Genomic DNA, 25,845 nt, shown 5'->3' with positions numbered 1-25,845 from the left:
CCTGATCAGCGTAAAGGCAGCGCGGAACGAAGACCTCCCATGCCGACTTGTGCAGGGTCGCATCACTGCCATGTTATAGCTCGACTGAGGGCCTTCCACGGAGACGATCCATGTCACATCCCGCCATCGTCAAGGACAATGTTGCCGTGATCACGGGTGGCGCAGCCGGCATCGGATTTGCCGCCGCCGCAGCCTTTGCGCGCGCTGGAATGAAGGTGTGTATCGCGGATGTCGACGAGACGCGCCTGGCAGAAGCTGCAACAAAACTGTCATCCCTCACGTCTGCCGCAAACGTGATGAGCTCGGTCGTCGATGTCAGCAGGATCGAGAGCGTGACGGAACTCGAGCGCGCCGTCCGGGAGCAGTTCGGCGGCACCGACGTCCTCATGAACAATGCCGGTATTCAGCCCGGCAGCACGTTGTTCGACGCGCCGGACAATTGGCAGCGCATCATCGCCGTCAACATGTGGGGCATCATCAACGGCTCGCGCATCTTCGCGCCCAACATGATCGCGCGCGGCAAATACGGCCTCATCATCAACACCGGCTCCAAGCAGGGCATCACCACGCCGCCGGGCGATCCCGCCTACAACGTCTCCAAAGCGGGCGTGAAAGCGTTCACCGAAGCGCTCCAGCACGAATTGCGCAACACGAAGGACTGTCGCGTCACGGCACACCTCTTGATCCCCGGCTTCGTCTTCACCGGCCTCACCGCGAAGGGCCGCACCGAGAAACCGGCCGGCGCCTGGACGCCGGAGCAGACGGTCGATTTCATGCTGGCGCGGCTGGAGGCCGGCGATTTCTACATTCTCTGCCCGGACAACGACGTGCCGCGCGCGCTCGACGAGAAGCGCATGCTGTGGGCAGCCGGCGACATCGTGGAGAACCGCCCGCCATTGTCGCGCTGGCACCCGGATTACGCCGATGCGTTCGCGAAGTTTGTGACGCGAGAGTAGGCCCGCACCGCTCTGTCGCTCGCCCCGGGTGAGGGAGGATCCCGGCCACCCGGCTGCGCCCCACCTTGACTCCCCCAAAATTCGTTATACAACATAACTATTCTGACAAGGACGCAAATGACACAGGGAAACGCCGAGACCGCGAACGCGGGCGCCTCCGGGCTTTTGAGCATCGAGCGGACGGACCGGGTTCTGACCGTGGGTCTGAACCGGCCGGCCAAGCGCAATGCGCTCAATGACGGCATCATCCTGGAAATCGGCGAGTGTTTTGCGAACCTGCCTGAGGATATCGGCGCGGTCGTCATCCACGGCATCGGCGACCATTTCTCCAGTGGCCTCGACCTCTCGGAACTGACCGAGCACGACGCCACCGGCGGGCTGCTGCACTCCCAGATGTGGCACCGGGTGTTCGACCGCATCCAGTACAGCCGCGTGCCCGTGATCGCAGCGCTCCGGGGCGCCGTGATCGGCGGCGGGCTGGAGCTTGCCTGCGCGGCCCATATCCGCGTCGCCGAGCCCTCGACCTATTTCGCGCTGCCGGAGGGGCAGCGCGGCATTTTCGTCGGCGGCGGCGGCTCGGTGCGGCTGCCACGGCTGATCGGCGTTGCCCGGATGATGGACATGATGCTGACGGGACGCGTCTACAGCGCGACTGAGGGCGCGTCCTACGGCTTCGCGCAATATCTGACGGAGGCCGGCAACGGGCTCGGCAAGGCGCTGGAGCTTGCGACCAAGGTGGCGTCAAACGCCCCGCTGACGAATTTCGCCGTGCTCCAGGCGCTGCCGATGATCGCGGAGGCCAATCCGCAGGCCGGCCTGTTGATGGAGTCGCTGATGGCCACCGTCGCGCAAAGCGACAAGGAGGCCAAGCGGCGGATCCGCGAATTCCTCGAGCATAAGACCGCGAAGGTGAAGCCCAAATCATGAGCCCAAAGTCATGAGCGCGCAGCCGTCCTCTTCCGGCATGGAGCGCGGCGCCGGCAATTTCCCGCTGCGGCCCATCTCGTTCGGCGATCCCGTCGTCAACATCGAGCGGCGCGACGACGGCACGATTTACCTGCGGCCGAAGCAGCCGCTCGGCGACTATCCGGTCCGCATCACCGACCGCCTGCATCACTGGGCAACGACGACGCCGGACCGCGTCTTCATGGCCGAGCGCGAGGCCGGCCGCGGCTGGCGCAAGATCACCTATGCCGAGCTGCTCACCGCGAGCCGGCACATCGCCTCGGCATTGATCCAGCGCGGCCTGTCGGCGGAGCGGCCGGTCGTCATCCTCTCGGGCAATTCGATCGACCACGCGCTGCTGGCGTTCGGCGCGTTCTACGCCGGCGTTCCGTTCTGCCCGGTCTCGCCGGCCTATTCGCTGGTGTCGAAGGATTACGGCAAGCTGTCCTATCTGATGAAGCTGCTGACGCCGGGCCTCGTCTTCGCCGACGATGCCGACAAGTTCGCCGATGCGCTCGCCGCCAACGTCTCGCTCGGCACCGAGATCGCCGCGTCCTATGGCCACGTGCCGGGCCGCGACATCACCCTGCTCGCCGATCTCATGGCGACGCCGATCCGTGGCGATCTCGACGACGTCCATGGCAGGATCGGCCCCGACACGATCGCAAAATTCCTGCTGACCTCGGGCTCGACCGGCAATCCCAAGGCCGTCATCAACACCCAGCGCATGATCTGCGCCAACCAGGTGATGCTGCGCGAGACCCTCGCTTTCCTGAAGGACGAGCCGCCGGTCATCATCGATTGGCTGCCGTGGAACCACACCTTTGGCGGCAATCACAATATCGGCCTGACGCTCTACAACGGCGGCTCGATGTATCTGGACGCCGGCAAGCCGGTGCCTGGAGGCATCGAGGAGACCGTGCGCAACTTGCGGGAAATTTCGCCGACGGTCTATTTCAACGTGCCCAAGGGCTACGAATCGCTGCTGCCCTATTTGCGCGACGACCAGGGCCTGCGCGCCAAGTTCTTCGACCGGCTGCATGCGATGTTCTTCTCCGGCGCGGCGCTGTCGCCGTTCGTCTGGAACAGCCTCGATGAGCTCGCGGCGAAGGAGAAGGGCTATCGCGTGCCGATGCTGACCGGTCTCGGCGCGACCGAGACCGCGCCGTTCTTCATGTCGGTCAATCCGCGCACCAGCCGCTCCGGCCATGTCGGCCTGCCCGTCTCCGGCAACGACGCCAAGCTGGTGCCGAACAACGGCAAGCTGGAGGTGCGCGCCAAGGGGCCGAACGTGATGCCCGGCTACTGGCGCCAGCCCGACATCACCGCAAAATCCTTCGACGAGGAAGGATTTTACATGATGGGCGACGCGCTCAAACCGGCCGACCCCGATGATCTCAATGCCGGCTTCGACTTCGACGGCCGGGTTGGCGAAGACTTCAAGCTCGCCAGCGGCACCTGGGTCAGCGTCGGCCCCTTGCGCGCGCGCCTCACCGCGGCCTGCGCGCCGCTGGTGCGCGACGTCGTCATCGCCGGCATCAACCGTGACGAGATCTCTGCCCTCGTCGTGCTCGATCTCGACGGCTGCCGGCTGATCAATCCGACGCTACCGACCGACGATCTCGTCGTCGCCACGCGCGACCGGCTGGTGCGCGAGGCGTTTCGCGAGCGCCTGACCCGTTTCCTCAGCCAGGCCACGGGCTCCTCGACACGGATCACGCGCGCGATCCTGATGGACATGCCGCTGTCGATCGACAAGGGCGAGGTCACCGACAAGGGCTCGATCAACCAGCGCGCCGTGCTGGAGCACCGCACCGAATTGATTGAGGAGCTCTACGCTGCCAATCCGTCGAACCGTGTGATATCGGTCGCCTAGAAAAATATCGCCAAAGGAGAACGCCATGTTGTTGAAGGATCAGGCAGCCATCGTCACCGGCGGTGCATCGGGACTTGGCGCGGCTACCGCAAGAAAGCTGGCGGCGCAGGGCGCCAAGATCGCGGTGTGCGACCTCAACACCAAGCTTGCGGAATCCGTTGCCGCCGAGATCAAGGGCGTCGCCGTGACCTGCGACGTGTCGGATGCCGCCTCCGCTGAAGCCGCGATCGCGCAGGCGACCAAGGCCCATGGCCCGGCGCGCGTCCTGGTCAATTGCGCCGGCATCGGCGTTGCCAAGCGCGTGGTCGGCCGCGACGGCCCGATGGCGCTCGCCGATTTCGACAAGGTGATCAAGGTCAACCTGATCGGCACCTTCAACATGCTGCGCCTTGCCGCCACCGAGATGTCCAAGCTGGAGCCGCAGGCGACCGGCGAGCGCGGCGTCATCATCAACACCGCCTCCGTTGCCGCCTATGACGGCCAGATCGGCCAATCCGCCTATTCGGCCTCCAAGGGCGGCATCGTCGGCATGACGCTGCCGATCGCGCGCGAGCTGGCGCAGTTCGGCGTCCGCGTGCTGACGATTGCGCCCGGCCTGTTCCTGACGCCGCTGCTGGCCAACCTGCCGCAGGAGGCCCAGGACTCGCTCGCCGCCGCCATCCCCTTCCCGCGCCGGCTCGGCCAGGCCGACGAGTTCGCCGCGCTCGCGCTGCACATGGTCGAGAATGCCTACCTGAACGGCGAAGTCGTGCGCCTCGACGGCTCGCTGCGCATGGCGCCGAAGTAAGGCGCCGCCCATGTTCGTGAACCGGCGCGAGGTCCAGATCCAGTGGGGCGATTGCGACCCCGCCAACATCGTCTATTACCCGCGCTATTTCGCGATGTTCGACGATTCGACCTCGACCCTGTTCGAGGTCGCCGGCTTCTCCAAGCAGGACCTGGTCCGCAAATACGGCCTGGTGGGCATCCCCATGGTCGACACGCGGGCCAAGTTCTACATTCCCTCGACCTATGGCGACTGGATCACCATCGAGACCAGGATCGAGAGCATCAAGCGCTCGAGCTTCGAGGTGAAGCACGACGTCTACAAGGGCGAGGCGCTCGCGATCGAGGGTTTCGAGACCCGCGTCCTGGTCGGCCGCGATCCCGATAACCACGACAAGCTGAAATCCGCACCATTCCCGGCGGAAATGGTAGCCAAGTTCACGGGGAGCTAAGTTCGGAGCTAAATCGCCCCATCACCAAAAGAGGGGGCTGAATTACCCCGCGATTTCTGCTTTCAAATAAACACGTCAAGGGAGGAATAGATGAAACGCTTTTATTTGACCGCTGCCATCACTGCGGCTGCGCTGGCCCTGCCGGTGCTGCCCGCGCTGGCCCAGACCAGCGAAGTCACCATCGGCATCACCACCACCACGACCGGCCCAGGCGCGGCACTCGGCATTCCCGAGCGCAACGCGCTGGAATTCGTGCCGAAGGAGATCGGCGGCGTGCCGCTGAAGGTGATCGTGCTCGACGACGGCGGCGACCCCACCACCGCCACCACCAACGCCCGCCGCTTCGTCACCGAATCCAAGGCCGACATCATCATGGGCTCGGCGCTGACGCCGCCGACCATCGCGGTCTCCAACGTCGCCAATGAGGCCGGTATCCCGCACTTCGGTCTGGCGCCGTTCCCGATCACGCCGGAGCGCATGAAGTGGTCGGTGGCGATGCCGCAGCCGATTCCGATCGTCGGCAAGGTGCTGTACGACCACATGAAGGCCAAGGGCGTGAAGACGCTCGGTTACATCGGCTATTCCGATTCCTACGGCGACCTGTGGTTCAACGACCTGAAGGCGCAGGCCGTGCCAATGGGCATGACCATCGTCGACGAGGAGCGCTTCGCCCGTCCCGACACCTCGGTGACCGGCCAGGTGCTGAAGCTCGTCGCCGCCAATCCCGACGCCATCCTGGTCGGCGCCTCCGGCACCGCGGCCGCGCTGCCGCAGACCGAGCTGCGCGAACGCGGCTACAAGGGCCTGATCTACCAGACCCACGGCGCGGCCAGCATGGACTTCATCCGCATTGCCGGCAAAGCGGCGGAAGGCGTGCTGATGGCCTCGGGTCCCGTCATGGCCCCCGAGGAACAGCCGGACAGCGCGCTGACCAAGAAGCCGGGCCTCGCGCTGAACTCCGCCTACGAGGCCAAGTACGGCCCCAACAGCCGCAGCCAGTTCGCCGGCCATTCCTTTGATGCGTTCGAGATCCTCAAGCGCGTCATTCCGGCGGCGTTGAAGACGGCCAAGCCCGGCACGCCGGAATTCCGCGAAGCCATCCGCCAGGCGCTGCTGACGGAGAAGGAGCTGGCGGCGAGCCAGGGCGTCTACAACTTCACCGAAAAGGATCGCTACGGCCTCGACGACCGCTCGCGCATCCTGCTCACGGTGAAGGACGGCAAGTACACGCTGGTGAAGTAAGCGTCGTCAAGATTTGAGACGACGAGAGCCGGCCCGATGGGCCGGCTCTTTTGCTTCTAGGCTTGCACTGAGATCGTCATGGCCGGGCTTGTCCCGGCCATCCACGCCTTGTCACGCGACGCGAAGAACGTGGATGCCCGGGACAAGCCCGGGCATGACGAAGCGGATGCGTCGCGCCTCAAGCCGCCTGCCGCAGCGGGGTCCAGGCGAACTCGGGATAATAGTCGTCCATCATGCGGTCGACATAGGCTGTGAGGTTCGGAAATCCCTCGGCGCGCTCGCGCAAGGCGGATTCGAAGAACGGCGAGAGAACGCCGGCGAGCATGCCGAAGGCCGTCGCGTCGACGCCGCAGGGCCTGTTGCCCATCAGGTACGCCTTGTCGCCGAGCTGCACCGACAATGCGAACAGCGAACGCACGGCGAGATCGACGTCGTCATCCGGCGCATGGCGGCCGAGGCCGGAGAGCAGATAGTTCTCGGCGACGCGAAACTGCGCATCCTCGCGCAGTTTCTCGCGATTGTGCTCCGGCGCGCCGTCGAAGAAATGCGCGGGCCCCTTGGCGAAATTGACCGGATCGACCCAGCGCGCGCCGACCAGCGCCCAATAGACGTGATGCTCGATCATGCGCTCGAAGGCCCAGGCCTGCGCGCGCTCGGCCAGGGAGAGGCCGGCGTCGAAATCGAAGCCGTAGCGGCGCTCGATATGGGCCCGGATGAAGGTGGAATCGGCCACCGCTTCGCCGCCATCGTCGATGAAGGGCAGCTGTCCCTTGGGCGAGGCCGGCGGCATCGCCCGCTCTTTCCGGTAAGGCAGTCCCGACATCTTGAGCTGCACCTCGGTCTTGGTGACGAAGGGGCTGATTTCCGGCAGGCCGAAGCCGGCGCCGAAGCCGTAAAGCGTGATCATGCAAGCTCTCCTGAACCTGTCGAACGAGTGGAAGGAACCTAGCGGCCGGCTGCTGCCACCATGGTGGCAGCAGCCGTGATATCTTCTGCGAAGCGGGCCCCGCGCCAGGCGCGGCCCATCACATGGCGGACCAGCGCATCCGCGGCATGGACCAGCGAGCGCGTCGCGGCGGTCGCGAGCGCAAGGCGGAGGTCGACAATTGTCGTGGCATCAAGCGAGACGAGGCGGCTGAATGCCCAGGCCTGCCATGCCTGGACGTGGAATGGCTGGCTCCGCCACAACGGGCCGGCCTGGCCGAAATGGGTTGGAATGATCATGGACAAATCCTCTTCAGTCGATGTGTTGTCCCGGTATAGAACCCCCCTGCTGCCAACATCCTGTCAGCAGCCGCGCGCCGATTTCTGATCCATCGTTCGAGAAGAGAATTGTCATGAGACGCGCCGACCGGCTGTTTCAAATCATCCAGGTGCTGAGACGCACGCGTAAGCCTCTGACGGCGGACGCGATCGCGGCCGAGCTGGAGACTTCGAAGCGCACCATCTATCGCGACATCGCGACCCTAATCGGCCAGCGCGTGCCGATCCGCGGCGAAGCCGGCATGGGCTACATCCTGGAAAAGGGTTTCGACCTGCCGCCCCTGATGCTGACGCCCGACGAGATCGAGGCAGCCGTGCTGGGCGCGCAATGGGTCGCGGGGCACGCCGATTCCGCGCTGGCCCGCGCGGCCGAAGACTTGATGGCCAAGATCGCCGACACCGTGCCGGAGCGCCTGCGCCCCTTCGTGCTGGAGCCGGCGAGCCGGGCCCGGCCGAGCTGGAACCGGGAACCGGACCGCCTGGACATGGCGCGCACCCGCACCCAGATCCACGAAGGCAAGAAGATCATGCTGCGCTATCGCGACGAGCAGGGCCGCCCCAGCGAACGCATGATCTGGCCGATCTCGGTCGGCTATCTCGAAGCGGTCCGGCTGCTGGCGGCCTGGTGCGAGCTGCGCGGCGACTTCCGCAGCTTCCGTACCGACCGCGTGGTCGAGGCGACTTATCTCGACGAGAAATATCCTGAAAGGCGCGACGTGCTGCGCGCGAGATGGCGGCAGAGCCTGGTCTGGGGTCCGCCAAAGGACACGTGAGGACGATGGACGAGAGCGAGCTGTCGAGCTGTTGCCAGGGCTGCGGTGCCTGCTGCGGCTATTCGCAGAACTGGCCGCGCTTCTCGATCGAGAGCGAGGCGGAGCTTGCGCTGATCCCGGCGACGCTCGTCAACGACCGGCAGTCGGGCATGCGCTGCGAGGGCGATCGCTGCGCGGCGTTGCAAGGCGAGATCGGAAAGATGACGGCCTGCGGCATCTACGACGTGCGGCCGGAGGTGTGCCGCACCTGCATGCCGGGCGACGCCGAATGCGCGATGGCGCGGCGGAAGTTCGGCCTGCCCGTTATCGAGATCTCTTAGGCCGGAACCGCTTCGCCAATCTCGTCGTCGAGCTCGTCATCGAGCGGTGCGAGCACCGAGAGCGGCTTGGTCGACAGCGTGATCGGCTTGCGCCCACCGGTCAGCGACGTCGAAGCTTTCGCGGTGCCTTCGCGCGACAGCGCGAAGAGCGTCGAGCCGACCCGGCCGCCGTGCTCGATCAGGTCGCGCTCGCTGCAGCTCGCTGCGATCGCGACCGCCAGCGAGTGCAAATGGCTGCGGCGGTAGCAGAACAGCGCCAGCCTGGCGCGTGCGTCAGGGGAAACACTCTCAACCAGCCTCGGCAGGCCACTCTCACTGGCGCGATACATCTCGCCAAGGAGCTCGTCGCGGACCGGGCAGAAATCGCTTTCAAAGGCGTCGCGGCTTGAAAACATTGCAGTTCTCCCTCGTGTGCGGAAGATGCAGCGCAATTCTCTAACGAAAGGTTAACCACGCCGGGCGGTAGTCACCCGGGGTGGTTGCGCGTCGGCCGCGAACGGAGGGGACGCAGTGGAGCGCAGCGCAAACGCCACCACAGCGTCATGGCCGGGCTTGTCCCGGCCATCCACGCCTCGCCGCGCGGCATGAAGAACGTGGATGCCCGGGACAAGCCCACGGCTGTCCGGTTTAAACTTGGCATAGTCTTAGGCTCATCTGGCGGTCATTTTTGATAATTGGGGGCGGTGGGTCGAGAAGGTGATCGATCCGCCGCCGCTGCATGAGATTTTGAGCGACCAGGCGGGTGAAGATCAGAAGGTTCTCGACGCTTTGTTGTGCTTTGTGGGCCGCACGCAAGAGCAGGAAGGCGATCAGCGCGATGGCGATCTGGATGCGCACGGCTTTCTCGGACGTGCCGAAGAAGTGACGGATTTTGAGAGTGTGCTTGACCCAGCGGAAGAACAGCTCGATCTGCCAGCGCCTCTTGTAGAGTTCAGCAATCTCGTCGGCCGGGGCATCGAGATCATTGGTCACGATGCGCAGGATCTTGCCGGTCTCGGTGCGAACCGTGATCTCGCGCACCGGATCCCTGAAGGGGTTTTTGCGGGACTTTGCTTGCCGTGCAGGCAACAGACCTATGCGGTCGGAGAGCGCGCAGGAGCCTTCAGGCAGCTTGTTCTCGATCGTGTCGCTCAGGGGCGTGTTGACCTTGAGCCGTGTCACCAGGCGGCATCCCGCAGCGTCGAGCTCAGCCCACCAGCCATAATCGTAGTAGCCGAGGTCGAAGATATAGGTGGCCCCGGGGCGGATCGGCATGGCCTTGGCGACGGTGATGTCGTTGACGTTGGCGGGCGTCAGTTCGGCGAAGCTCGGACGCTCACTGTCGGGATTGTAGACGATATGCAGCTTGACCCCATGCACGCCGGAGCAAAACCGCGCCCAATCGGAACTCAGAGAGTTCAGCCGAAAGCCGGTCGAATCGACCAGATACACCGCTTCGGCCAGTTTATCGGCAAGATCACGTTCGCAGCGGCCCATCAGCACCGCCAACAGTTCGGCAAAGACCGCGCTGGACCGCCTGGCGTTGGCGTCAGCCAAGGTCGAGCGCGACAGCTCTTTGGTTCCGAGATGGTAGAGCCGTGCGGCATGGCTCTCGAAGGATGCTTCGATCGATCGGAGGCTCTGGGCGTCCGAAAGCTGCGCGTACAGCATCGCAACAAACTGATCCTGTGTGCTGAGCCGCCGCACCCGCTTATTGGCCTGGTACCTGTCCACAAGCCGGTCCAGAACACCCCACGGCACCAAGTTCAGAATGCCGTGAAATACTGTATTGTGGTGGCGCATGGCGGGACTCTCCTGGCGTGTCTCGAACATTTGGCGATGCTCAAGACCGTAGAAGAATCCACGCCATGCGCCCTGTCCACGAAAATTAAACCGGACAGCCGTGGGACAAGCCCGGGCATGACGAGCGTTTTGTACCGACGCTGATTGCCCTGCACTGGGCCGCAGCAGTCAGTTCGCCGCCATGAAGATGGAGAGACCGAAGCCGGTCAGGTGATGCAGCGCCTGGTCGACGCCGATCAGGGTCCAGAACCAGGGATGGGCGAGGTCGACGCCGAAATTGGCCGAGACGAATCCCTTGGCGCGGTCGATCGTGATGTGGATCACGAAGTCGATGAAGGCGACGAACCAGAATCTCGGCGCCACGATCACGATCAGCGGCAGCGCGACGGCCAGGTGGACCAGGCAGTGCACCAGGAGCGGCAGGGCCCAGCCATGCTTCTGGTCCTTGCCGTGCGCCATCCAGGCGGTCTGAAGAACGAAATCGGCGATGACGTGCTTGAAGGTGAGCAGCAACATCCAGCCAATGAGCGCTTCGACCGGAATCGCCGATGACATGGATGGGAACGACAAGCTGACGCCTCATTGACGTGACGAGAAGAATTGGAGCGTTCAGCGCAACTTCTTCTTGGACCGGTCAAATCGCCGGGACGCGTGATTTATGACATCTCCCGCGACGGAATGCAGCCGGGTGGAACCGGAAAATCGCCAAGTGTGGCTAACTGGTGATAGGATGACCAATCGCCGCGTCCGGATCGAGTAACGTTACCTCCGGCTCGAAATTTGCATTCCGCTGCCTCCGCGCTATCATCGGCCATCGAGAATATCGTTATTTTTTCAGGCGTTTACGAATTGCCGGGCCCGCTGCGCCTCCAAGCACGCGCCGCCGCCAGCCAAAGGCCAGAGTGCCATGAGTACTGAAGGCCCCATTGCATCGCCGACCGGGCCGCCGCCCCGGCGCCCCAAGGTGATCAAGACCAACCAGCAGCAGGTTCTGCTCTACGTCGTGCTGACCCTGCTGCTGTCGCTTGCCACCGTCTGGGCCGGGCGCACGCTGGTGCACAATTCGGAGACGCTGACCTTTGCCGTCGGCGGCCCCAACAGCGACGAGGCGCTGTTCGCGGCCAAGCTCGCCGCCCTCCTGAAGAACAACGCATCGCGCTTCCGGATCAACATCGTCAGCAACCCCGACAATGCCAAGGCGCTCGCGCAGTTCGACCGCAAGCAGGCCGACCTCGCCGTGCTGCGCACCGACGCAAAGGTGCCGCTGCGGGCGCGCACGCTCGCGATCCTCGAGCGCGATCTCGTGCTCCTGCTCGGTCCCGGCAACAGGAAGATCAAGTCGCTGGCCGAATTGAAGAAGAAGAAAGTCGCTGTCGTCGCCGACAACGAAGCCTCGCTCGCCTTCGTGCGCAGCATCCTCGACGTCCCCGAGGGCCCCGAGGCTGCGAAAATCCAGATGGCGCCGCAGGGCGCAACGCTCGACAAGCTGTTCGCCCCGGCAAACGGCTTCAGCGCGGTGATCGCGATCGTCCACACCTCGAAGGCGATCCGCGACAAGTCCTATGAGCAAGCCGCCAAGCGCGGCGGCTTCACGCTGAACGCCATCGAGGAAGCCAAGACGCTGGCGCGCAGATTTCCCGGCATTTCCGACGAGACCGTGACCGCGGGCTCGATATCGACATCCCCGCAGATTCCCGACGACGATCTCGACACGATCGGTCTCGAATGGCTGCTGGTCGCGCAATCCCGGATGTCCCCGACCACGGCCGGCGAGCTCGCCCGCATCCTCTACGAGAACAAGTCGGCGCTCGGACTCGACAACGGCTTTGCCACCAGGATCGAGCCGGCCTCGGTGGAGAAGGACGCCTTCGTGATCGCGCATCGGGGCGCCGCCGACTACATCAACGACGACACCAAGTCGTTCATGGATAAGTACAGCGACCTGATGTATCTGGGCGCCGTAGCGCTCAGCGTCATCGGCTCGATCTTCGCCGCGATCTACGCCAAGATAACCCGCATCGCGCCGGAGAAGGCGAGCGAGCTCTCGACCGCCATCCTCGACATCGGCGAGCGGATCGAGCACGCCCACTCGCTGGATCAACTCGAATGTCTCCAGGATGAGCTGGAGACCATCTTGCGCGGTGCCGTCATCGGCCTCAGGGACGGCACGATCAGTACCGACGGGCTCGACACCTTCAAGCTCGGCTACGAATTCGTCCGCGACGAGATCGGCATGCGCCGCGACTATCTGAAACGTCATGCCGGCGAGGCTGACAAGACGGTGCGCGATGCCGTCCCGGCCCCGCCGGACGACAGCAATGTCGTGGTGGTGAAGACCGCCCAGAGCGCCTGATCCGCGGGATTGGGCAACGAGAAACTTTCGTGTTCCGGACAAGCTGCAATGCCGAAGTCCTTGCAGCACCGAGCCGGGGACCCAGGAACCGACCACGGTATCTGTTGCCACATGGGCCCCGGCTCTGCGGCGCATCACCATAGCGCGTCGAAGACGCGCGTAAACGCGCTTGTGGTGCTGCGCCGCGTCCGGGGGACGACAAGAAGGCCTTCGAATCGCCGGCTGGCCGTCTGGAACCACCGCGAGCTGCAACCGTTGGTTTCCGGTTGCAACCGGAGAACGCGGCATGCGTGCACTCCTCATTATTCTCCTTCTGGCAATGCTCGGCGCGGCCGGGTACTTCGCCTATTCCGCAATGGCGGTCGAAGGTGAGCCGATCCCGACGGAAGGCTATGTGGCATTGGCGCTCGGCGCGGGGTTTTCCGTCATCGTCGGCGTCGGGCTGATGGTGCTGCTGTTCTTCAGCAGCCGCCGCGGCTACGACGAGCCGCCACATTTCAGGTAGCAGCCGGCCGGCGGCGGCGGCAATGACGACAGGCCCGGCGCACCGGCGCCGGCGAAGCGGCCTGCGGCGTCGTTGACGACCTCCGCCCGGGCGGGCACTTTGGCGCCGACAATGGAGACCAGAATGTCGGACACAGCCGAGGCAGCATCCAGCCCCGTGCTCGAAATCACAGGCGCCCGCGCCACCATCCGCCTCAACCGGCCGAAGCATCTCAACCGGCTGCAGGCTGAGGATCTCGACGAGCTCGTCAGACTGTTCGACCGGGTCGAGACCGATCCCGATGTTCGCGTGCTGGTGCTGACCGGAACCGGGCACGCCTTCTCCGCCGGCTACGATCTCAATTCAGTGGCGGAACGCGCGGTCAGCGCGAGCGAGCAGCAGAGCGCGGGCTCGGCCTTCGAGGCGGTGGTCAACCGGCTCGAGGATCTCGGCGTGCCGACGATCTGCCGGCTCAATGGCGGCGTCTATGGCGGCTCGACCGACCTCGCACTCGCCTGCGATTTCCGCATCGGCGTCGATACCGCGGAAATGTTCATGCCGGCGGCGCGGCTGGGGCTGCATTACTACCCGAGCGGCATCAAGCGCTACGTGACCCGCCTCGGCGTCGACAATGCGAAGAGGCTGTTCCTGACCGCCACGAGGATCAGCGCGCCGGAGATGCTGCGCATCGGCTATCTCACCGCGATGGTGCCGGTGGACTTCCTGGACGAGGAGGTCGACAAGCTCGCCGGCGTCCTCGCCGGCAACGCGCCGCAGGCGATGCGCGGCATGAAGCGCGCGATCAACGAGTTCGCCCGCGGCGAGCTCGATGAGGCCGCCGCCGACCGGCGCCACCGCGACAGCATGCGCGGCGACGAGATCAAGGAGGGCATCAAGGCGTTCGCGGAGAAGCGGGCACCGCGGTTTTAAGGCGCCCTCTCATCCACCCGCCGCAGCCGCATGCTGCGCCGCCATCTCGGCGTCGGCGGCATTGATGCGCTGGAACGCCGGACGCGCCGTCATGCGCTCGGCATAGCGGACGAAGACGTCCTTCTTCGGCACGATGCCGAACATCATGGTCCAGCTGAAGGCGACACCCCACAATATGTCGGCCGCCGTCATGCGCTCGCCGAGCAGATAGGGTCCCTTCGCCAGCTGGGCCTCGAGCGCGCCCAGCATCGTATCGTAATCGGCATAGGGCGATTGCGTGATCGGCGCCGGCTCACGCCCCATGAACTTGTCGATCAAGGCCGGCTCGAACGACGACCCGTAATAAGCGATCCAGCGCAGATAAGGCCCGCGCGTCGGATCGTTCAGGCCTGGCGTCAGCCCCGCCTTCGGGAACAGATCGGCGAGATAGATGGTGATCGCGACCTGCTCGGTCACCAGCGCCTCGCCGTGACGAATCGCCGGCACCTTGCCGAGCGGGTTGATGGCGAGATAAGCAGGCTGGCGCTGATCTCCGGCCTTCATGTTGAGGACATGGAGATCGTAAGGTGCCCCCAGCTCCTCCAGCAGCACCCGCGTGCCGGTGGCGCGCGTCTGGGGCGAATAATACAGCGTGATGCGGTTCGAATCGGTCATGGCCGGTCTCCTTGGTACCGTCTGGCGATGGCGCCGCTTGTAGACGACCATACCTGACATCTTGTGTCAGGTATGGTTTAAGGGATCATGCGCGCGAGCCGGATGCTGTCGATCCTCACCACCCTCCAGGCCAGGGGACAGGTCACCGCGCCCGAGCTCGCGGAGGCCTGCGAGGTGTCGGTGCGCACGATCTATCGCGACATCGACGCGCTCGCGGCGTCGGGCGTTCCCGTTTACGCCGACCGCGGTGCGGAAGGCGGCTATCGCCTGCTCGACGGCTATCGCGTGCGGCTGAACGGGCTGTCGCAGAGCGAGGCCGGCGCGCTGTTCCTGGCGGGATTGCCGGGCCCGGCCGCGGCGCTCGGGCTCGATGCCGCGATGATCGCCGCCCAAAACAAGCTGATGGCGGCCCTGCCTCCGAATTTGCGCAAGGATGCCGGCCGGATGCAGGAGCGTTTCCACCTGGACGCGCCCGGTTGGTTCGGCGAAGCGGAAGACCCGAAGCACCTGCGCACCATCGCCGGCGCGGTGCTGCGCGGGACGCTGATCGGGATTCGGTACCGGAGTTGGCGTGCCGAGAAGCAGCGCCGCGTCGCTCCGCTCGGCCTCGTGCTGAAGGGCGGCAGCTGGTATCTCGCAGGGCAAGTCGACGGCAGCGTGCGCACCTATCGCGTCGCACGCGTGCTCGACTGCACGTCGCTCGATGACCGCTTCAACCGCCCCGCCGATTTCGATCTCGCTGCTTACTGGCACGCTGCGACACTTCGTCTCGAAGCCGAGATGCATCCCAATGTCGCGATCGTCCGGCTGTCGCCGTTCGGCGTCAAGCTGCTCGACGCGCTGAGCCAACCCTACGTCAAAGCGCGCACGCAGCTCGAGGAGACGACCGATGCGGAGGGTTGGCGCATTGCGCGCGTGCCGGTCGGCAAGACATCCTGGCACGCAGCGGCCGAACTGCTGCGGCTGGGCCCGGAGGCCGAAGTGCTGGAACCGGCCGATCTCCGCGACAAGATGGCCGAGCTGACGCAGGCGATGGCTGTGCGCTATCGCGCGGCGCGCAAAGCCTGATCGCGGCACATTGTGCCGCAGCCCACGAAACAATCCTGAAACACGATTCTTCCCGCTCGCCATGAACGCGATCGCGTCTCGTCTCGACCGAAATGCAGGGACGCAACAATGGCCCTAGCGCCGAATGGAGAATGAAGATGTTTCGTAAGCTTGCACTTGGTCTGATTGCCGCCGGTACACTCGGCGTTGCCGCTCTCGCCCCCACCGCCGCTTCGGCCGGCGGCTTCCATCATCACCACTGGGGTCATCACTGGGGTCCCGGCTTTGGCTTCGGCGGCGTCTACGTCAACACCGGCGTCAGCAATTGCTACCAGGAGCGCCTGGTCCGGACCCGTCACGGCCTGCGCGTGCGCGTCGTGAACGTCTGCGCCTACGGGATCTACTGATATCTCGCCTGGACGACAAAGCTCCGGTCGCATCGCGGCCGGAGTTTTGCGTTGAGCTGGAGCATGATCCGGAAAAGTGCGTAGCGGTCTTCCGAAAAGACCATACTCAAAAAAATAGCCTAAAGCGCGATGACGATTCATCCTGATCGCATCGCGCTTTAGTCCGCCCGGAGCTGCCGGCGAAACCAGGCCCAGGTCTCGCGCGTCGTTCTGATGTAGCCGCGGCCGCGATAGACGATCTCGCCATCGACGATCGCGTTGAGCTTCGGAAGGGCGTGAAAGGGGATCGAGGGATAAGCGTGGTGCTCGACGTGATAGGGCATGTTCCACGCGAACCATTTGACGATGGCGCCGGTGTAAGTGGTGCGGGTGTTCTGAAAGGCGCTGCGGGTGCGGTCGCAGCCGGTGTGCTCGGCGTAGAGATAAGGTCGCAGGAAGAACTGCCCGATGATCAGCGGCACAATCCAGACCCAGAGCAGCAGCGCTGAAGAGAACCACAGCGACAGCGCGAGCAGCAGGGCGTAGAGCGCGACATAGGCGCGCGCCTCGGCCACGATAGTGCTGCGCTTGCCCTCGGGAATCCATGGCACGACGACCTTGCCGGTGACCGCATGGCCGAGCATCAGCCGCAGACGGCCGGCAACCTGGAGCAAGCCGCTATAGGCGAGCGCAAGCTGCGCATCGGACGTCGGCTTCACGCCAACGATCAGCTCGGGATCCCTTTCCGGATCCTGCGTGTAGCGATGATGGTCCCAGTGAAACAGGCAGTAATATTCGTAAGGCAGCCCGATGATGAACGCCGAGAGATAGCCGACACCGAGATTGAGGCCCCGGCTCCTGAACGCGGTCTTGTGCGCGGTCTCATGCACCGCCATGAACAGGAAGGCGACGACATAGCCCTGCACCACCATCAGCGGCAGTGCCCAGAGCACGCCCCAGCGCGAGGAAACGAGCCAGATCAGCGTGCCCACCAGCACGATCACGCCGTAATGGCCGAGGCTTTGCATCGCCCCGCTGAGGTCGGAGCGAGCCGACAATTCGCGCAGCATGGCCGGCGTCAAGGGCTTAAGGCGATGTCCGGTGTCTGAAACGGTTGCGTCGCTCATGATCTGTTGCGTGCCCTACTTGCGGAGAAGGTCGGCGACCTCGGCCTTGATGAAGGCCTGGTCGCGCGGATTGTTGACCGGGTTGCCGGCGCGATGGCCATGCAGCGACGGGATCGGATGCAGCACTGCCGATCTCGCATTGACGAGCTTGCCGAGCTCGTCCTCGTTATCGCGGAAGTCGAAATAGCGGTCGGTCGCGCCCGGCATCAGCAGCATGTGGGCCGTGATCGCCGCCAGCGCGCGATCGAGATCGCCGCCGAATGCCGCACACCGCCCGATGTCGCCACGCTGCCAGATACCGATCTGCGTCAGGAGATCGTTGGCATCGCGCCGCGCGAAGGTCGCATCCCAGGCGCGGACGAGATAATCTTCCAGCGAGGTGAAGCCGGCCTCGCGCCAGAGCTCGTCGCGATAGAAGCCGTGCGACATCGCCCAGCCGGCATAGACGCGCCCCATGGCACGATAGCCGGCGACAGGTTTTTCCACGAAACGGCCGCCGCGGAAAGCGGGATCGGCCGTGAGCGCGGCCTTCACGCTTTCGAGGAAAACATAGTTATAGGGTGCGCAGCGAGCGCTGCCGCAGACGATCGCGGCGCGCTCGACCATGTCGGGATGCAGCGCCGCCCAGTGATAGGCCTGCATGCCGCCCATCGACCAGCCATAGACCAGCGCAAGCTTCGTGATGCCGAAGCGCTCCGCGAGCAGCCGGTGCTGGACCGCGATGGCATCGTGATAGCTCACCTCGGGGAAGGGCGCGGGCGTGTTCGAGGGTGACGACGAAAGGCCGTTGCCGAACAGGTTCGGGATGATGATGAAGTAACGCGTGGGATCGAGCACGCCGTCGGGACCGATCAACCATTCAATGTCGGTGTGCTGGGCGCTGAACGAAGTCGGATAGAGGATGACATTGTCCTTGGCCGCACTCAACGTGCCAAAGGTCTTGTAGGCGAGCTTCAGCGCGGAAAACACGGTCCCGGACTGAAGCGTGACATCGCCGGCCTCGAAAATCTCGTCATCGCGCTGCGCCGTCATGCACCCAGCTCCCGCTCACGGAGACCTTCTCGGCGTCCGCGATGCATCGATCATGCCGGCTTTGGCAGACGCGTCCGCCGTCATATAATGTACTTATAATACAGTTATTCGACGTCGGCAAGATAGATCATCCAGCTCAGGCGATGACCGCGAGATAGCGCGCCACCGACGCAGCAAACGCCGCCTTGGCACTGCTGGCGATGTTGCGGCCCCACCAGGCGCCGTAGATCCGGTCGAAGGCGAGCGGCTCGACGGCCGATGCAATCCGCCGCACCGCGGCGGCATTGAGCGGAATGTAATTCGGATAGGAATACATGAAGCTGACGAAGCGCCGGTCCATCGTCACCTGCGCGATATCCCCCGTGAGCAGCGCGCCCTTGCCGTCCGCCCCACGCGCATGATGCAGCACGGTGGCCCCGGCGAAGTGGCCGCCGGTGCGCAGCAGCAGCACGTCGTCGGAGAGGCGATGGCTTTCGCCGGTCCAGTGCACGATCGCCGGATGTGGCCGCGTGACGAAGGCGCGATCGTCGGCGTGCAGATAGATCGGCACGCCGCCGAACGTGTCGCTCCAATCGGCGACTGCGCCATAGTAATGCGGATGCGAGATCGCGATGGCCTTGAGGCCGCCGAATGCTGCGACGTGAAGGACGGCCTCGTCGGTCGCGAGCGGAATGCAATCCCACATCACGCAGCCGTCGCCGTCAGGCACCAATAGTGCGCGCTGGCCAATGGCAAAGCTCGGCTCCATCCCGATCCCGGTCAGGCCGAGATCGTCGCGCACCACCAGCCGGTGCTTGCGCGCGAGCTCCTCGCGCGTGAGGAAGGCTTGACCGTCCCAGCCGACGAACTGGCGCTCGTCCTCGCAGATCGGACAGGCCGCAGGGGGTTTTCCGCTATCCGGGAATTGAGCGCCGCAGGTTGCGCAGGTCCAGAGGGGCATCGCGGTGATCCATCATGGGTCCATTCTGCAAGACATGACGTCGCAGCCGCCCGATCGCAAGAGCAGCCGGAACCAACGCGATGAGCACAGGTTAGGTTCTGGTCCGCCCCGGGCACCCGCAGCGCCCGCCGAGCCCGTCTCATGCGAGTCGATTCGATCGGCAGCATCAAGTTCAGCGTCTCGATGACATCGCGCCCTTCAACGTCTCGCATCTGGCCCCTGTACGCGCTCAACTTCTTCATGGCCGACATGCAGTCGGGCATTGGGCCGTTCGTCGGGGTATTCCTCCAGGAGCGCGGCTGGGCCAGCGGGCTGATCGGCACCGCGATGACCATCGGCAACGTCGCGGGCATGCTGATCACCACGCCGATCGGCGGCATCATCGATTCCAGCCGCAACAAGCGGCTGTGGGTGGTCATTCCCGGTATCTGCGTGGTGGCGGCATCCGCGATCATCCTGATCTCGCAAAACTTCTGGGCGGTGACGTTCTCGCAAGTCGCGCAATCGCTGGCGAGCGCCGCGATCATGCCGGCGGTCATGGGCATCACGCTCGGCATCGCCAAGCAGAAGGGCTTCAATGCACTCAACGGCCGCAACCAGGCTTTCAACCATGCCGGCAACATGGTCGGCGCCGCATTGTCGGGCTATCTCGGCTACAAGTTCGGCTACGTCGCCGTGTTCGCGCTGGCGGCCGTGTTCGGTGCCATCGCCATCGCCTGCGTGCTGATGATTCCCGCCAAGGCGATCGACGATCGCGCCGCGCGCGGCAGCAAGGAGGACGATTCCAAGGCGCCGCCGGATGCGATGACGATGCTGCTGAGGCACAAGGCGCTGCTCGTGCTGGCTCTCGCCCTTGCACTGTTCCATCTCGGCAATGCCGCGATCGTGCCGCTGTACGGACTTGCCGCGGTCGCCGAGGGACAGGCCAACGGCCCGAGCTTCGTCGCAACCACCGTGGTGATCGCACAAGGCGTGATGATCGTGACGTCGCTGATTGCGATGAAGGCCGCGAGCAAGCGCAATTACTGGCCGGTGATCCTGGTGTCCTTCATGTTCCTGCCCATCCGCGGCGTGCTCGCCTTCTTCGTCACGGGATGGTGGGGCGTGGTGCCGATGCAGGTGCTCGACGGCATCGGCACCGGACTGCAAACGGTCGCCGTCCCCGGCATGGTCGCGCGCTCGCTCAACGGCACCGGGCGCGTCAATCTCGGCCAGGGCGCCGTGATCACGGTGCAGGGCGTCGGCGCGAGCCTCAGTCCCGCCCTCGGCGGCTGGATCGCGCAATGGATCGGCTATGGGCCGACCTTCCTGCTGCTGGGCGGCTTTGGCCTGGCGTCGATCGCGCTATGGCTGGCCTTCGGCGCGACGGTGAAGAAGTATTGAGCCAGAGCGCCGTACAGCGGTCGCGGCGCAAGGTACCCGCCTTCGATCTGCCCAATAAGCAGGCTGCGGCACCTGGTCGCTGGCTCCGCGCGTAGTTGCGAGTGGTTTTTCGCGCAATCTGGCACTTTTTGAGTTGCCGCATCCCCGGCGCGCCTACGAAAGTATGTACCGCAATGAATCGGCAATAGGCGTTCCAGCGATCGATGACCCAGCCGCAGCTCTCATTCAGCGGCGATCCGACGGGACCGGCCTATGAGGGCTGGCGCGAACAGTTCTGCCGGCAGGTGATGGGGACCGATTTCGTCCCGATCGGAGACGGCCCAGTGCACCGGACCATCAGGCCCGCCATCCTTCCGCGCGTGAGGCTGTCCGCCTCCCACGGTACGCCGATGAGCTTCGTGTCCATGGGTACCAACGACGAATTGGTGGTCGTCATGTCGCCCAATTCGGCGCTGAGCGGGGCCATGGGAAGGCGCCCGCTGGAGGTCGCCGCCGGAGACATCACGATCGGTGACCCCTCGATCAAGGGTGCATGCATCACCCAGATCGCGCACGGCAATTTTCAGACCGCGTTGCTGCCGCGCAAGGCGCTGCTGCGCGCGTGCCCGAACGCCGAGGACCTGATTGCACGGGCGATCCCTGGCGCCAGCCCGATCACGTCGATGTTCCTGCGGTATTACGACCTCGCGCATGCGCACGCGGACAAGCTCGCGCCGGCAGAGCTGGATGCGGTCTCGCAGCACCTGTTCGACCTCGCCGTGCTGATGATCGGAGCGCGCGGCGATGTCGCCGAGGAGGCGCGACTGCGCGGCCTCGCGGCAGCGCGCTTCGAAGCCATCAAGGCCGACATCCTGGCGCAGCTGGACAGCGCCGCATTGTCGCTGTCCGACCTTGCAGCCACACACAGAATCAGCGCGCGCACGATCCAGTTGCTGTTCGAGAAGGCCGGCATCACCTTTAGCGGCTTCGTTCTGGAGCAACGATTAGTGCGCGCCGAACGGTTGCTTCGGAACCCGAGCCTGCGCTCGCGCAAGATCATCGAGATCGCGCACCTCGCTGGATTTCACGACGTCTCCTACTTCCATCGCGCGTTTCGCCGCCGTTTCGGAGCGACGCCCGACGATGTCAGGAAGCTGGCTGGCGAGGCCGAGTAGGCGAGTTCCGCCGCGACGGCGCCGGAACGGCGCTTGCTACGTCCCAAAGCTCTTCTGCACCGCCTTGTCGAGCGTTTCGCCGCCGACGAAGCGCTGGCGCAGCTCGCGCTTGAGCAGCTTGCCGCTCGGATTCTTCGGCAGGGCGTCCACGAAGATCACGCGCTTGGGCACCTTGAAATGGGCCATATGGCCGGCGCAATGCCTGATGACGGTGTCTTCGTCGAGCTTTGCCCCGGTCTTGACCACGACGATGGCGGTCACCGCCTCGATCCAGCGCGGATCGGGCAGGCCGACCACCGCGACCTCCGAGACGGCGGGGATGCGGTAGACCATCTCCTCGACCTCGCGGCTCGCGACGTTCTCGCCGCCGGTCTTGATCATGTCCTTGACGCGGTCGACCACGGTGATGTGGCCTTCCTCGTCGACGGTGGCGAGATCGCCGGAATGAAACCAGCCGCCGGAGAACGCCGCCGCGGTCTTGACCGGATCGTTGTAATAGCCGGAGAGCAGATGCGGCGAGCGATGCACGATCTCGCCGACTTCACCGACCTCGACGTCCTCCATCGCCGTATTGACGACCCGCGTCTCGACATTGATCACGGGCTTGCCGGCGGAGCCGGCCTTGCGCAGCTGATCCTCGGGGCGCAGCACGGTCGCGAGCGGCGCGATCTCGGTCTGGCCGTAGAAATTCCAGAACTTCACGGCAGGCAGCCGGCGCTGCAATTCGAGCAGCACCTCCACCGGCATGATCGAGGCGCCGTAATAGCCCTTCTGCAACGTCGACAGATCGGTCTTGTCGAAGTTCGGCGAGCGCAGCATCGCGATCCAGATCGTCGGCGGTGCGAAGAACGAGGTGATCCTGTGCGCCTGGATCAGCGCCAGGATGTTGTCGGCGGTCGGCTTGCCGGTGATGACACCGGAGGCGCCGAGATACACCTGCGGCCCCAGGAACACATCCAGCTGGGCGCAATGATAGAGCGGCAAAGCGTGCAGGACCTTGTCGTCCACACTCATGCCGCCGTCGATGATGCAGCTGACATACTGCCACATCACGGCTTCATGGGTCAGCATCGCGCCCTTGGGCAGCGATTCCGTGCCTGAGGTGTAGACGATCTGCGCGAGATCGCGGCTATCGACCGAGGCGTCCAGGAACGAGCCGTCGGGATGCAGGAGATCGTCGAAGCTGGTGAGGCCTGCGGGCGGCGCGGCTGGATCCTCGCCCGGCAGCCAGATCATCTTCTCGACCGCGCAATCCTTCGCGCTCGCCGCGCGTGCCGGCTCGACGAAGTCGGGACCGGTCGCGAGCAGCTTGGCGCCGGAGCTCTTCAGGATGAAATTGATCTCGTCCGGATTGAGCATGAAGTTGATCGGCACCAGCACCGCGCCGATCCGCGCCGCCGCGAAGCGCAGCGCCGCGAAGGCGTGCGAGTTGCGCGAGAGCACGGCGAGACGGTCGCCCTTGTTCACGCCGAGCCCGAGCAGGCCGCGGCCGAGCCGGTTGCAGATCGCGTCCATCTCGGCAAAGCTCCAGCTGACTTCGCCGCAGCTCACCGCGAGCTTGTTCGGCTCGCGGCCTGCGGAGCGGCGCAGGAGATCGCCGATGGAATGCTCGCGCGCTTTCGAGATGGTGACGGCGGTGTCGACGGTCATTTCTTCCCCGTGGAATTTTCGCTCGCCACAAAGGCTGCGCTCTTTCGTGTTCCGCGGAGCGTAATCGGCGCTGTCAGCGCCGTCAAATTGCACGCGGCAGGCTCAGGGCTTGCGCCCCTTCTGCCGGAGCGACTCGATCAGGCGCAGCTTCAAGTCGTCGGCGACCTTCTGGCTGACGTCCTGACCGACCTGCGCGCTCGCCTGCGCCAGCGCATCCGACTTCGCCAGGAATTTCTGCCCCGCGGGCTGGGCATAGAACGCCTCGATCTGGCGCAGCTCGTCGACGCTGAAGCTCGCAGCATAGAGCGCGGCGATCTGGTCGGTGATCGCCGCAAGGGCCGGGGCGTAAATCTCGGAGCCGGCGGCCGTCATCGCGTCATAGTCGCGCTCGATCTCCGGCCGGTCCTGCGCAACCACCGGGCGAAGCTTGAGCACCAGCTGCGGCAATAGCGCGCGATAGGGGTCCGCGATCTTCAAGGTGACCACGAGCTTGCGGGCCGCGTCCATTGCCTCCGGCGAGGGGGTCTGTGCCGTTGCAGCGCAGGTGAGGAGCAGCAGGACGCCGGCTATGGTCAACGCACGTCTCGACATGAATCTCTCCTTCGCCCCATGGAAGCCGGGTGCGCGATGTTTCAACGAGCCGCAGGCACTGCCGCGGCCGTCGCCGCCGGCGAGCTCTCCAATGCCGCCTCCTCGACCTCCGTCACCTTCACGAACAGGTCCGGCACCTGCTTGGCCCGGTCGAGCAGCCAGGCCGCGCCAATCATGATGAGGATGCCGGCGATGGAGACGGCAAGCTGCTCCCAGACTCCCTTGTTGTACTGGGTCAGGATCCAGTGCGCCGAGAACGACAGGAACACGCCCAGGCAGAAGATCGGCAGCGAATGCTGGCCGCAGAGGATCACCGGGCGCAGCCAGCCGCGATACAGCGGCCGCCATTTGCGCGAGACGAAGTAGGTCACCCAGATCGCCAGCGCCAGGAAATGGGTGAAGCGCAGCATGTCGAGGTCGGTCTTGTCGATCGGGTAGATCGCCTTGATCATCCATCTCGGGATCAGGGCTTCGAGCGCGTGGACGTGCCAGGTCATCACGATCAAAAGCGCGAAGACGAGCCAGGCCGCGGCCAGCGCCATCGCTGGCTTCGACCATACCCATCGGGCGATCTTGTCGATCTGGCCGATGCCGCACCAGGCCGCGAACACGAACATCAGCTGCCAGCAGAACGGATTGAAGTACCAGTGGCTGCCGGGCGGATAGGACGCCACGTTCCAGTCGAACCAGCGCGACAGAATGTAGAGCACCACCGAGCCGGCGAGCGTCAGGTTCGGCCGCCGCACCAGGCACCACACGATGAAGGGCGCGGCCAACACCAGCGTGATGTAGAGCGGCAGCACGTCGAGATTGACCGGCTTGTATTTCAGCAGGATCGCCTGCCCGATCAGCTCGTCCGGATGCGCCAGGAAATTGAACACGTTGAACTCGTGCGCGTACATCGGATTGTCGAAACGGCGCGCGGTGCGGGCGATCTGCGCAGTGAACAGCAGGAACAGCATGATGTGGGCGACGTACATCTCCGCCGCGCGGCGCCACAGCCGCTTGAGCGCGGCGAGGAACCAGCCGCCGGCGACGATCGGCCCGTAGATCCAGCCGACGAGATAGCCGGAGATGAAGAGGAAGAACTCGGCGGTATCGCTGAAGCCGAAATTGCGCAGCGTCAACCAGGCCACGACATCGTGCGGGATGTGGTCGAGGAAGATCATCCACAAGCCGATGCCGCGGAAGAGATCGAGCCGCAAATCGCGCTCGACCGGCGCCAACAATGCCGACTGGTCCCGTGTGATCATGGCCCCGCCTCGTTCGCTGGGCGTCGCGCCAAAAGCGGCGCCGAACAATCGGATGCTAAAAAACGTGAATCAAAACGTCGACTGCCGCAATGGCTAGCCCCGCAACGGTAGCCGACCCCGGGAGGCACGCAAGGGACTTGTGGGGCAGCAAACCGCGCCTTCGCGCTGCAACAGGCGGGCCCGACCTCAAAACTCGCGAAAACAACCCCATGCACAGTAGACGATGGTTGCAATATCAATGGGTTAGGTGGGCGGCGGGATGAGGTGCGGGTCGGGCAGGAATTCAAGAGCCAAAAAGCCGGGAGATCGTGGTCTGAATCGCCTGTCCGGCTCGCCCACGCGAGCCGAAGAGAATTGGCCGCGATCGTTGCCGCCCATTCCGAAAGACGTCTCCCGTGATTTGCTTTGTCGGGCAGAACAGGAGCATAGTGGCATCATCGCAGCAGGTCGGACAGGCCGGGGTCTGGCTGCGCCTTTCGGCGGCGAG

At 64.8% G+C, this 25,845-nt stretch carries 28 protein-coding genes; 15 read left to right on the top strand and 13 right to left on the bottom strand.

Features of this window, described 5'->3' with window-relative positions; translation table 11 throughout:
- The first annotated feature begins 110 nt into the window (after positions 1-110).
- The 6 genes from BDOA9_RS09580 (at position 111) to BDOA9_RS09555 (ending at position 6,236) form a co-directional block, all read left to right on the top strand.
- A complete protein-coding gene (locus tag BDOA9_RS09580; RefSeq protein ID WP_025033717.1) occupies positions 111-956 on the top strand; it encodes an SDR family NAD(P)-dependent oxidoreductase in 846 nt (281 codons plus the stop codon).
- A gap of 117 nt (positions 957-1,073) precedes the next feature.
- A complete protein-coding gene (locus BDOA9_RS09575) occupies positions 1,074-1,883 on the top strand; it encodes a crotonase/enoyl-CoA hydratase family protein (protein ID WP_025033716.1) in 810 nt (269 codons plus the stop codon).
- A gap of 10 nt (positions 1,884-1,893) precedes the next feature.
- Complete coding sequence (locus BDOA9_RS09570) at positions 1,894-3,777, top strand: feruloyl-CoA synthase (protein ID WP_025033715.1); 1,884 nt, start codon at positions 1,894-1,896, stop codon at positions 3,775-3,777.
- Positions 3,778-3,802: 25 nt separating this feature from the next.
- Entirely contained in the window at positions 3,803-4,564 is a 762-nt protein-coding gene (locus BDOA9_RS09565; RefSeq protein ID WP_025033714.1) for an SDR family NAD(P)-dependent oxidoreductase, read from the top strand.
- A gap of 10 nt (positions 4,565-4,574) precedes the next feature.
- Positions 4,575-4,994, top strand: a complete 420-nt coding sequence (locus BDOA9_RS09560; RefSeq protein ID WP_025033713.1) for an acyl-CoA thioesterase — start codon at positions 4,575-4,577, stop codon at positions 4,992-4,994.
- Positions 4,995-5,084: 90 nt separating this feature from the next.
- A complete protein-coding gene (locus tag BDOA9_RS09555; protein WP_025033712.1) occupies positions 5,085-6,236 on the top strand; it encodes an ABC transporter substrate-binding protein in 1,152 nt (383 codons plus the stop codon).
- A gap of 178 nt (positions 6,237-6,414) precedes the next feature.
- Here the strand turns inward: BDOA9_RS09555 and BDOA9_RS09550 are convergent, their stop codons facing one another.
- Positions 6,415-7,143 carry a glutathione S-transferase family protein gene (locus BDOA9_RS09550; RefSeq protein WP_025033711.1) on the bottom strand — a complete coding sequence of 243 codons (729 nt, stop codon included), beginning with the start codon at positions 7,141-7,143 and terminating at the stop codon, positions 6,415-6,417.
- A gap of 38 nt (positions 7,144-7,181) precedes the next feature.
- Positions 7,182-7,460: a hypothetical protein gene (locus tag BDOA9_RS09545; RefSeq protein WP_025033710.1), complete on the bottom strand. Its 279-nt coding sequence runs from the start codon at positions 7,458-7,460 to the stop codon at positions 7,182-7,184.
- A 113-nt stretch (positions 7,461-7,573) separates the two neighbouring features.
- Between BDOA9_RS09545 and BDOA9_RS09540 the strand changes: the two genes are divergently transcribed.
- Positions 7,574-8,272: a helix-turn-helix transcriptional regulator gene (locus tag BDOA9_RS09540; protein WP_025033709.1), complete on the top strand. Its 699-nt coding sequence runs from the start codon at positions 7,574-7,576 to the stop codon at positions 8,270-8,272.
- Between the two features lie 5 nt (positions 8,273-8,277).
- Positions 8,278-8,592, top strand: a complete 315-nt coding sequence (locus BDOA9_RS09535; protein WP_025033708.1) for a YkgJ family cysteine cluster protein — start codon at positions 8,278-8,280, stop codon at positions 8,590-8,592.
- On the opposite strand, the gene BDOA9_RS38755 is transcribed toward BDOA9_RS09535, so the two are convergent.
- The 3 genes from BDOA9_RS38755 to BDOA9_RS09520 form a co-directional block, all read right to left on the bottom strand.
- Positions 8,589-8,987, bottom strand: coding sequence for a hypothetical protein (locus BDOA9_RS38755; protein WP_025033707.1), 399 nt, complete (start codon positions 8,985-8,987; stop codon positions 8,589-8,591). The two genes, BDOA9_RS09535 and BDOA9_RS38755, sit on opposite strands and share 4 nt — an antisense overlap.
- A gap of 232 nt (positions 8,988-9,219) precedes the next feature.
- The gene (locus tag BDOA9_RS09525; protein WP_025033706.1) at positions 9,220-10,374 is read right to left on the bottom strand and encodes an IS4 family transposase; all 1,155 of its coding nucleotides are present in this window, start codon (positions 10,372-10,374) and stop codon (positions 9,220-9,222) included.
- Between the two features lie 168 nt (positions 10,375-10,542).
- On the bottom strand, positions 10,543-10,890 hold the full coding sequence (locus BDOA9_RS09520) for a DUF3307 domain-containing protein (protein WP_042336451.1): 348 nt from the start codon (positions 10,888-10,890) through the stop codon (positions 10,543-10,545).
- 391 nt (positions 10,891-11,281) lie between these two features.
- On the opposite strand from BDOA9_RS09520, the gene BDOA9_RS09515 reads away from it, so the two are divergent.
- Positions 11,282-12,727 carry a TAXI family TRAP transporter solute-binding subunit gene (locus BDOA9_RS09515; RefSeq protein ID WP_025033704.1) on the top strand — a complete coding sequence of 482 codons (1,446 nt, stop codon included), beginning with the start codon at positions 11,282-11,284 and terminating at the stop codon, positions 12,725-12,727.
- A gap of 286 nt (positions 12,728-13,013) precedes the next feature.
- A complete protein-coding gene (locus BDOA9_RS09510; protein WP_025033703.1) occupies positions 13,014-13,232 on the top strand; it encodes a hypothetical protein in 219 nt (72 codons plus the stop codon).
- On the opposite strand, the gene BDOA9_RS38750 is transcribed toward BDOA9_RS09510, so the two are convergent.
- Positions 13,205-13,366, bottom strand: coding sequence for a hypothetical protein (locus BDOA9_RS38750; RefSeq protein ID WP_192859549.1), 162 nt, complete (start codon positions 13,364-13,366; stop codon positions 13,205-13,207). The two genes, BDOA9_RS09510 and BDOA9_RS38750, sit on opposite strands and share 28 nt — an antisense overlap.
- Between BDOA9_RS38750 and BDOA9_RS09505 the strand changes: the two genes are divergently transcribed.
- The gene (locus tag BDOA9_RS09505) at positions 13,356-14,141 is read left to right on the top strand and encodes an enoyl-CoA hydratase/isomerase family protein (RefSeq protein ID WP_025033702.1); all 786 of its coding nucleotides are present in this window, start codon (positions 13,356-13,358) and stop codon (positions 14,139-14,141) included. The two genes, BDOA9_RS38750 and BDOA9_RS09505, sit on opposite strands and share 11 nt — an antisense overlap.
- 9 nt (positions 14,142-14,150) lie before the next feature.
- Here BDOA9_RS09505 and BDOA9_RS09500 read toward each other — a convergent pair whose 3' ends face one another.
- Positions 14,151-14,795, bottom strand: coding sequence for a glutathione S-transferase family protein (locus BDOA9_RS09500; protein ID WP_025033701.1), 645 nt, complete (start codon positions 14,793-14,795; stop codon positions 14,151-14,153).
- A gap of 87 nt (positions 14,796-14,882) precedes the next feature.
- Between BDOA9_RS09500 and BDOA9_RS09495 the strand changes: the two genes are divergently transcribed.
- Together BDOA9_RS09495 and BDOA9_RS09490 are read left to right on the top strand one after the other, a co-directional pair.
- Positions 14,883-15,863 (top strand): helix-turn-helix transcriptional regulator, encoded by a 981-nt coding sequence (locus BDOA9_RS09495; RefSeq protein ID WP_025033700.1) that lies wholly within the window; start codon positions 14,883-14,885, stop codon positions 15,861-15,863.
- A gap of 137 nt (positions 15,864-16,000) precedes the next feature.
- Complete coding sequence (locus BDOA9_RS09490) at positions 16,001-16,249, top strand: hypothetical protein (RefSeq protein WP_025033699.1); 249 nt, start codon at positions 16,001-16,003, stop codon at positions 16,247-16,249.
- Between the two features lie 158 nt (positions 16,250-16,407).
- Here the strand turns inward: BDOA9_RS09490 and BDOA9_RS09485 are convergent, their stop codons facing one another.
- The 3 genes from BDOA9_RS09485 to BDOA9_RS09475 all read right to left on the bottom strand — a co-directional run bounded on the left by BDOA9_RS09485 (position 16,408) and on the right by BDOA9_RS09475 (position 19,327).
- Positions 16,408-17,355, bottom strand: coding sequence for a fatty acid desaturase (locus BDOA9_RS09485; protein ID WP_025033698.1), 948 nt, complete (start codon positions 17,353-17,355; stop codon positions 16,408-16,410).
- Positions 17,356-17,370: 15 nt separating this feature from the next.
- Complete coding sequence (locus BDOA9_RS09480) at positions 17,371-18,387, bottom strand: alpha/beta fold hydrolase (RefSeq protein ID WP_025033697.1); 1,017 nt, start codon at positions 18,385-18,387, stop codon at positions 17,371-17,373.
- Positions 18,388-18,523: 136 nt separating this feature from the next.
- Complete coding sequence (locus BDOA9_RS09475; RefSeq protein WP_025033696.1) at positions 18,524-19,327, bottom strand: MBL fold metallo-hydrolase; 804 nt, start codon at positions 19,325-19,327, stop codon at positions 18,524-18,526.
- 183 nt (positions 19,328-19,510) lie between these two features.
- Here BDOA9_RS09475 and BDOA9_RS09470 point away from each other — a divergent pair, with 183 nt between their 5' ends.
- Both BDOA9_RS09470 and BDOA9_RS09465 read left to right on the top strand, forming a co-directional pair.
- The gene (locus BDOA9_RS09470) at positions 19,511-20,710 is read left to right on the top strand and encodes an MFS transporter (RefSeq protein WP_025033695.1); all 1,200 of its coding nucleotides are present in this window, start codon (positions 19,511-19,513) and stop codon (positions 20,708-20,710) included.
- Positions 20,711-20,913: 203 nt separating this feature from the next.
- Positions 20,914-21,864, top strand: coding sequence for an AraC family transcriptional regulator (locus BDOA9_RS09465; RefSeq protein ID WP_025033694.1), 951 nt, complete (start codon positions 20,914-20,916; stop codon positions 21,862-21,864).
- 36 nt (positions 21,865-21,900) lie between these two features.
- On the opposite strand, the gene BDOA9_RS09460 is transcribed toward BDOA9_RS09465, so the two are convergent.
- The 3 genes from BDOA9_RS09460 to BDOA9_RS09450 all read right to left on the bottom strand — a co-directional run bounded on the left by BDOA9_RS09460 (position 21,901) and on the right by BDOA9_RS09450 (position 25,358).
- The gene (locus tag BDOA9_RS09460) at positions 21,901-23,514 is read right to left on the bottom strand and encodes an acyl-CoA synthetase (RefSeq protein ID WP_025033693.1); all 1,614 of its coding nucleotides are present in this window, start codon (positions 23,512-23,514) and stop codon (positions 21,901-21,903) included.
- Positions 23,515-23,616: 102 nt separating this feature from the next.
- Positions 23,617-24,105 carry a DUF2059 domain-containing protein gene (locus BDOA9_RS09455; RefSeq protein ID WP_025033692.1) on the bottom strand — a complete coding sequence of 163 codons (489 nt, stop codon included), beginning with the start codon at positions 24,103-24,105 and terminating at the stop codon, positions 23,617-23,619.
- 41 nt (positions 24,106-24,146) lie between these two features.
- A complete protein-coding gene (locus tag BDOA9_RS09450; protein WP_025033691.1) occupies positions 24,147-25,358 on the bottom strand; it encodes an OpgC domain-containing protein in 1,212 nt (403 codons plus the stop codon).
- Positions 25,359-25,845 lie beyond the last annotated feature (487 nt).

Origin of the sequence: Bradyrhizobium sp. DOA9 (assembly GCF_000617845.2) — a bacterium.
Classification (GTDB): Bacteria; Pseudomonadota; Alphaproteobacteria; order Rhizobiales; family Xanthobacteraceae; genus Bradyrhizobium.
The sequence above is the reverse complement of the archived record's forward strand: the minus strand, read 5'-3'. Positions and strand labels throughout refer to the sequence as shown.

Bases quoted from the DNA above. Each gene is read 5' to 3' on its own strand.
- BDOA9_RS09580 (WP_025033717.1), top strand. From the start codon at position 111: ATGTCACATCCCGCCATCGTCAAGGACAATGTTGCCGTGATCACGGGT.
- BDOA9_RS09575 (WP_025033716.1), top strand. From the start codon at position 1,074: ATGACACAGGGAAACGCCGAGACCGCGAACGCGGGCGCCTCCGGGCTT.
- BDOA9_RS09570 (WP_025033715.1), top strand. From the start codon at position 1,894: ATGAGCGCGCAGCCGTCCTCTTCCGGCATGGAGCGCGGCGCCGGCAAT.
- BDOA9_RS09565 (WP_025033714.1), top strand. From the start codon at position 3,803: ATGTTGTTGAAGGATCAGGCAGCCATCGTCACCGGCGGTGCATCGGGA.
- BDOA9_RS09560 (WP_025033713.1), top strand. From the start codon at position 4,575: ATGTTCGTGAACCGGCGCGAGGTCCAGATCCAGTGGGGCGATTGCGAC.
- BDOA9_RS09555 (WP_025033712.1), top strand. From the start codon at position 5,085: ATGAAACGCTTTTATTTGACCGCTGCCATCACTGCGGCTGCGCTGGCC.
- BDOA9_RS09550 (WP_025033711.1), bottom strand. From the start codon at position 7,143: ATGATCACGCTTTACGGCTTCGGCGCCGGCTTCGGCCTGCCGGAAATC.
- BDOA9_RS09545 (WP_025033710.1), bottom strand. From the start codon at position 7,460: ATGATCATTCCAACCCATTTCGGCCAGGCCGGCCCGTTGTGGCGGAGC.
- BDOA9_RS09540 (WP_025033709.1), top strand. From the start codon at position 7,574: ATGAGACGCGCCGACCGGCTGTTTCAAATCATCCAGGTGCTGAGACGC.
- BDOA9_RS09535 (WP_025033708.1), top strand. From the start codon at position 8,278: ATGGACGAGAGCGAGCTGTCGAGCTGTTGCCAGGGCTGCGGTGCCTGC.
- BDOA9_RS38755 (WP_025033707.1), bottom strand. From the start codon at position 8,987: ATGTTTTCAAGCCGCGACGCCTTTGAAAGCGATTTCTGCCCGGTCCGC.
- BDOA9_RS09525 (WP_025033706.1), bottom strand. From the start codon at position 10,374: ATGCGCCACCACAATACAGTATTTCACGGCATTCTGAACTTGGTGCCG.
- BDOA9_RS09520 (WP_042336451.1), bottom strand. From the start codon at position 10,890: ATGTTGCTGCTCACCTTCAAGCACGTCATCGCCGATTTCGTTCTTCAG.
- BDOA9_RS09515 (WP_025033704.1), top strand. From the start codon at position 11,282: ATGAGTACTGAAGGCCCCATTGCATCGCCGACCGGGCCGCCGCCCCGG.
- BDOA9_RS09510 (WP_025033703.1), top strand. From the start codon at position 13,014: ATGCGTGCACTCCTCATTATTCTCCTTCTGGCAATGCTCGGCGCGGCC.
- BDOA9_RS09505 (WP_025033702.1), top strand. From the start codon at position 13,356: ATGTCGGACACAGCCGAGGCAGCATCCAGCCCCGTGCTCGAAATCACA.
- BDOA9_RS09500 (WP_025033701.1), bottom strand. From the start codon at position 14,795: ATGACCGATTCGAACCGCATCACGCTGTATTATTCGCCCCAGACGCGC.
- BDOA9_RS09495 (WP_025033700.1), top strand. From the start codon at position 14,883: ATGCGCGCGAGCCGGATGCTGTCGATCCTCACCACCCTCCAGGCCAGG.
- BDOA9_RS09490 (WP_025033699.1), top strand. From the start codon at position 16,001: ATGTTTCGTAAGCTTGCACTTGGTCTGATTGCCGCCGGTACACTCGGC.
- BDOA9_RS09485 (WP_025033698.1), bottom strand. From the start codon at position 17,355: ATGAGCGACGCAACCGTTTCAGACACCGGACATCGCCTTAAGCCCTTG.
- BDOA9_RS09480 (WP_025033697.1), bottom strand. From the start codon at position 18,387: ATGACGGCGCAGCGCGATGACGAGATTTTCGAGGCCGGCGATGTCACG.
- BDOA9_RS09475 (WP_025033696.1), bottom strand. From the start codon at position 19,327: ATGCCCCTCTGGACCTGCGCAACCTGCGGCGCTCAATTCCCGGATAGC.
- BDOA9_RS09470 (WP_025033695.1), top strand. From the start codon at position 19,511: ATGACATCGCGCCCTTCAACGTCTCGCATCTGGCCCCTGTACGCGCTC.
- BDOA9_RS09465 (WP_025033694.1), top strand. From the start codon at position 20,914: ATGACCCAGCCGCAGCTCTCATTCAGCGGCGATCCGACGGGACCGGCC.
- BDOA9_RS09460 (WP_025033693.1), bottom strand. From the start codon at position 23,514: ATGACCGTCGACACCGCCGTCACCATCTCGAAAGCGCGCGAGCATTCC.
- BDOA9_RS09455 (WP_025033692.1), bottom strand. From the start codon at position 24,105: ATGTCGAGACGTGCGTTGACCATAGCCGGCGTCCTGCTGCTCCTCACC.
- BDOA9_RS09450 (WP_025033691.1), bottom strand. From the start codon at position 25,358: ATGATCACACGGGACCAGTCGGCATTGTTGGCGCCGGTCGAGCGCGAT.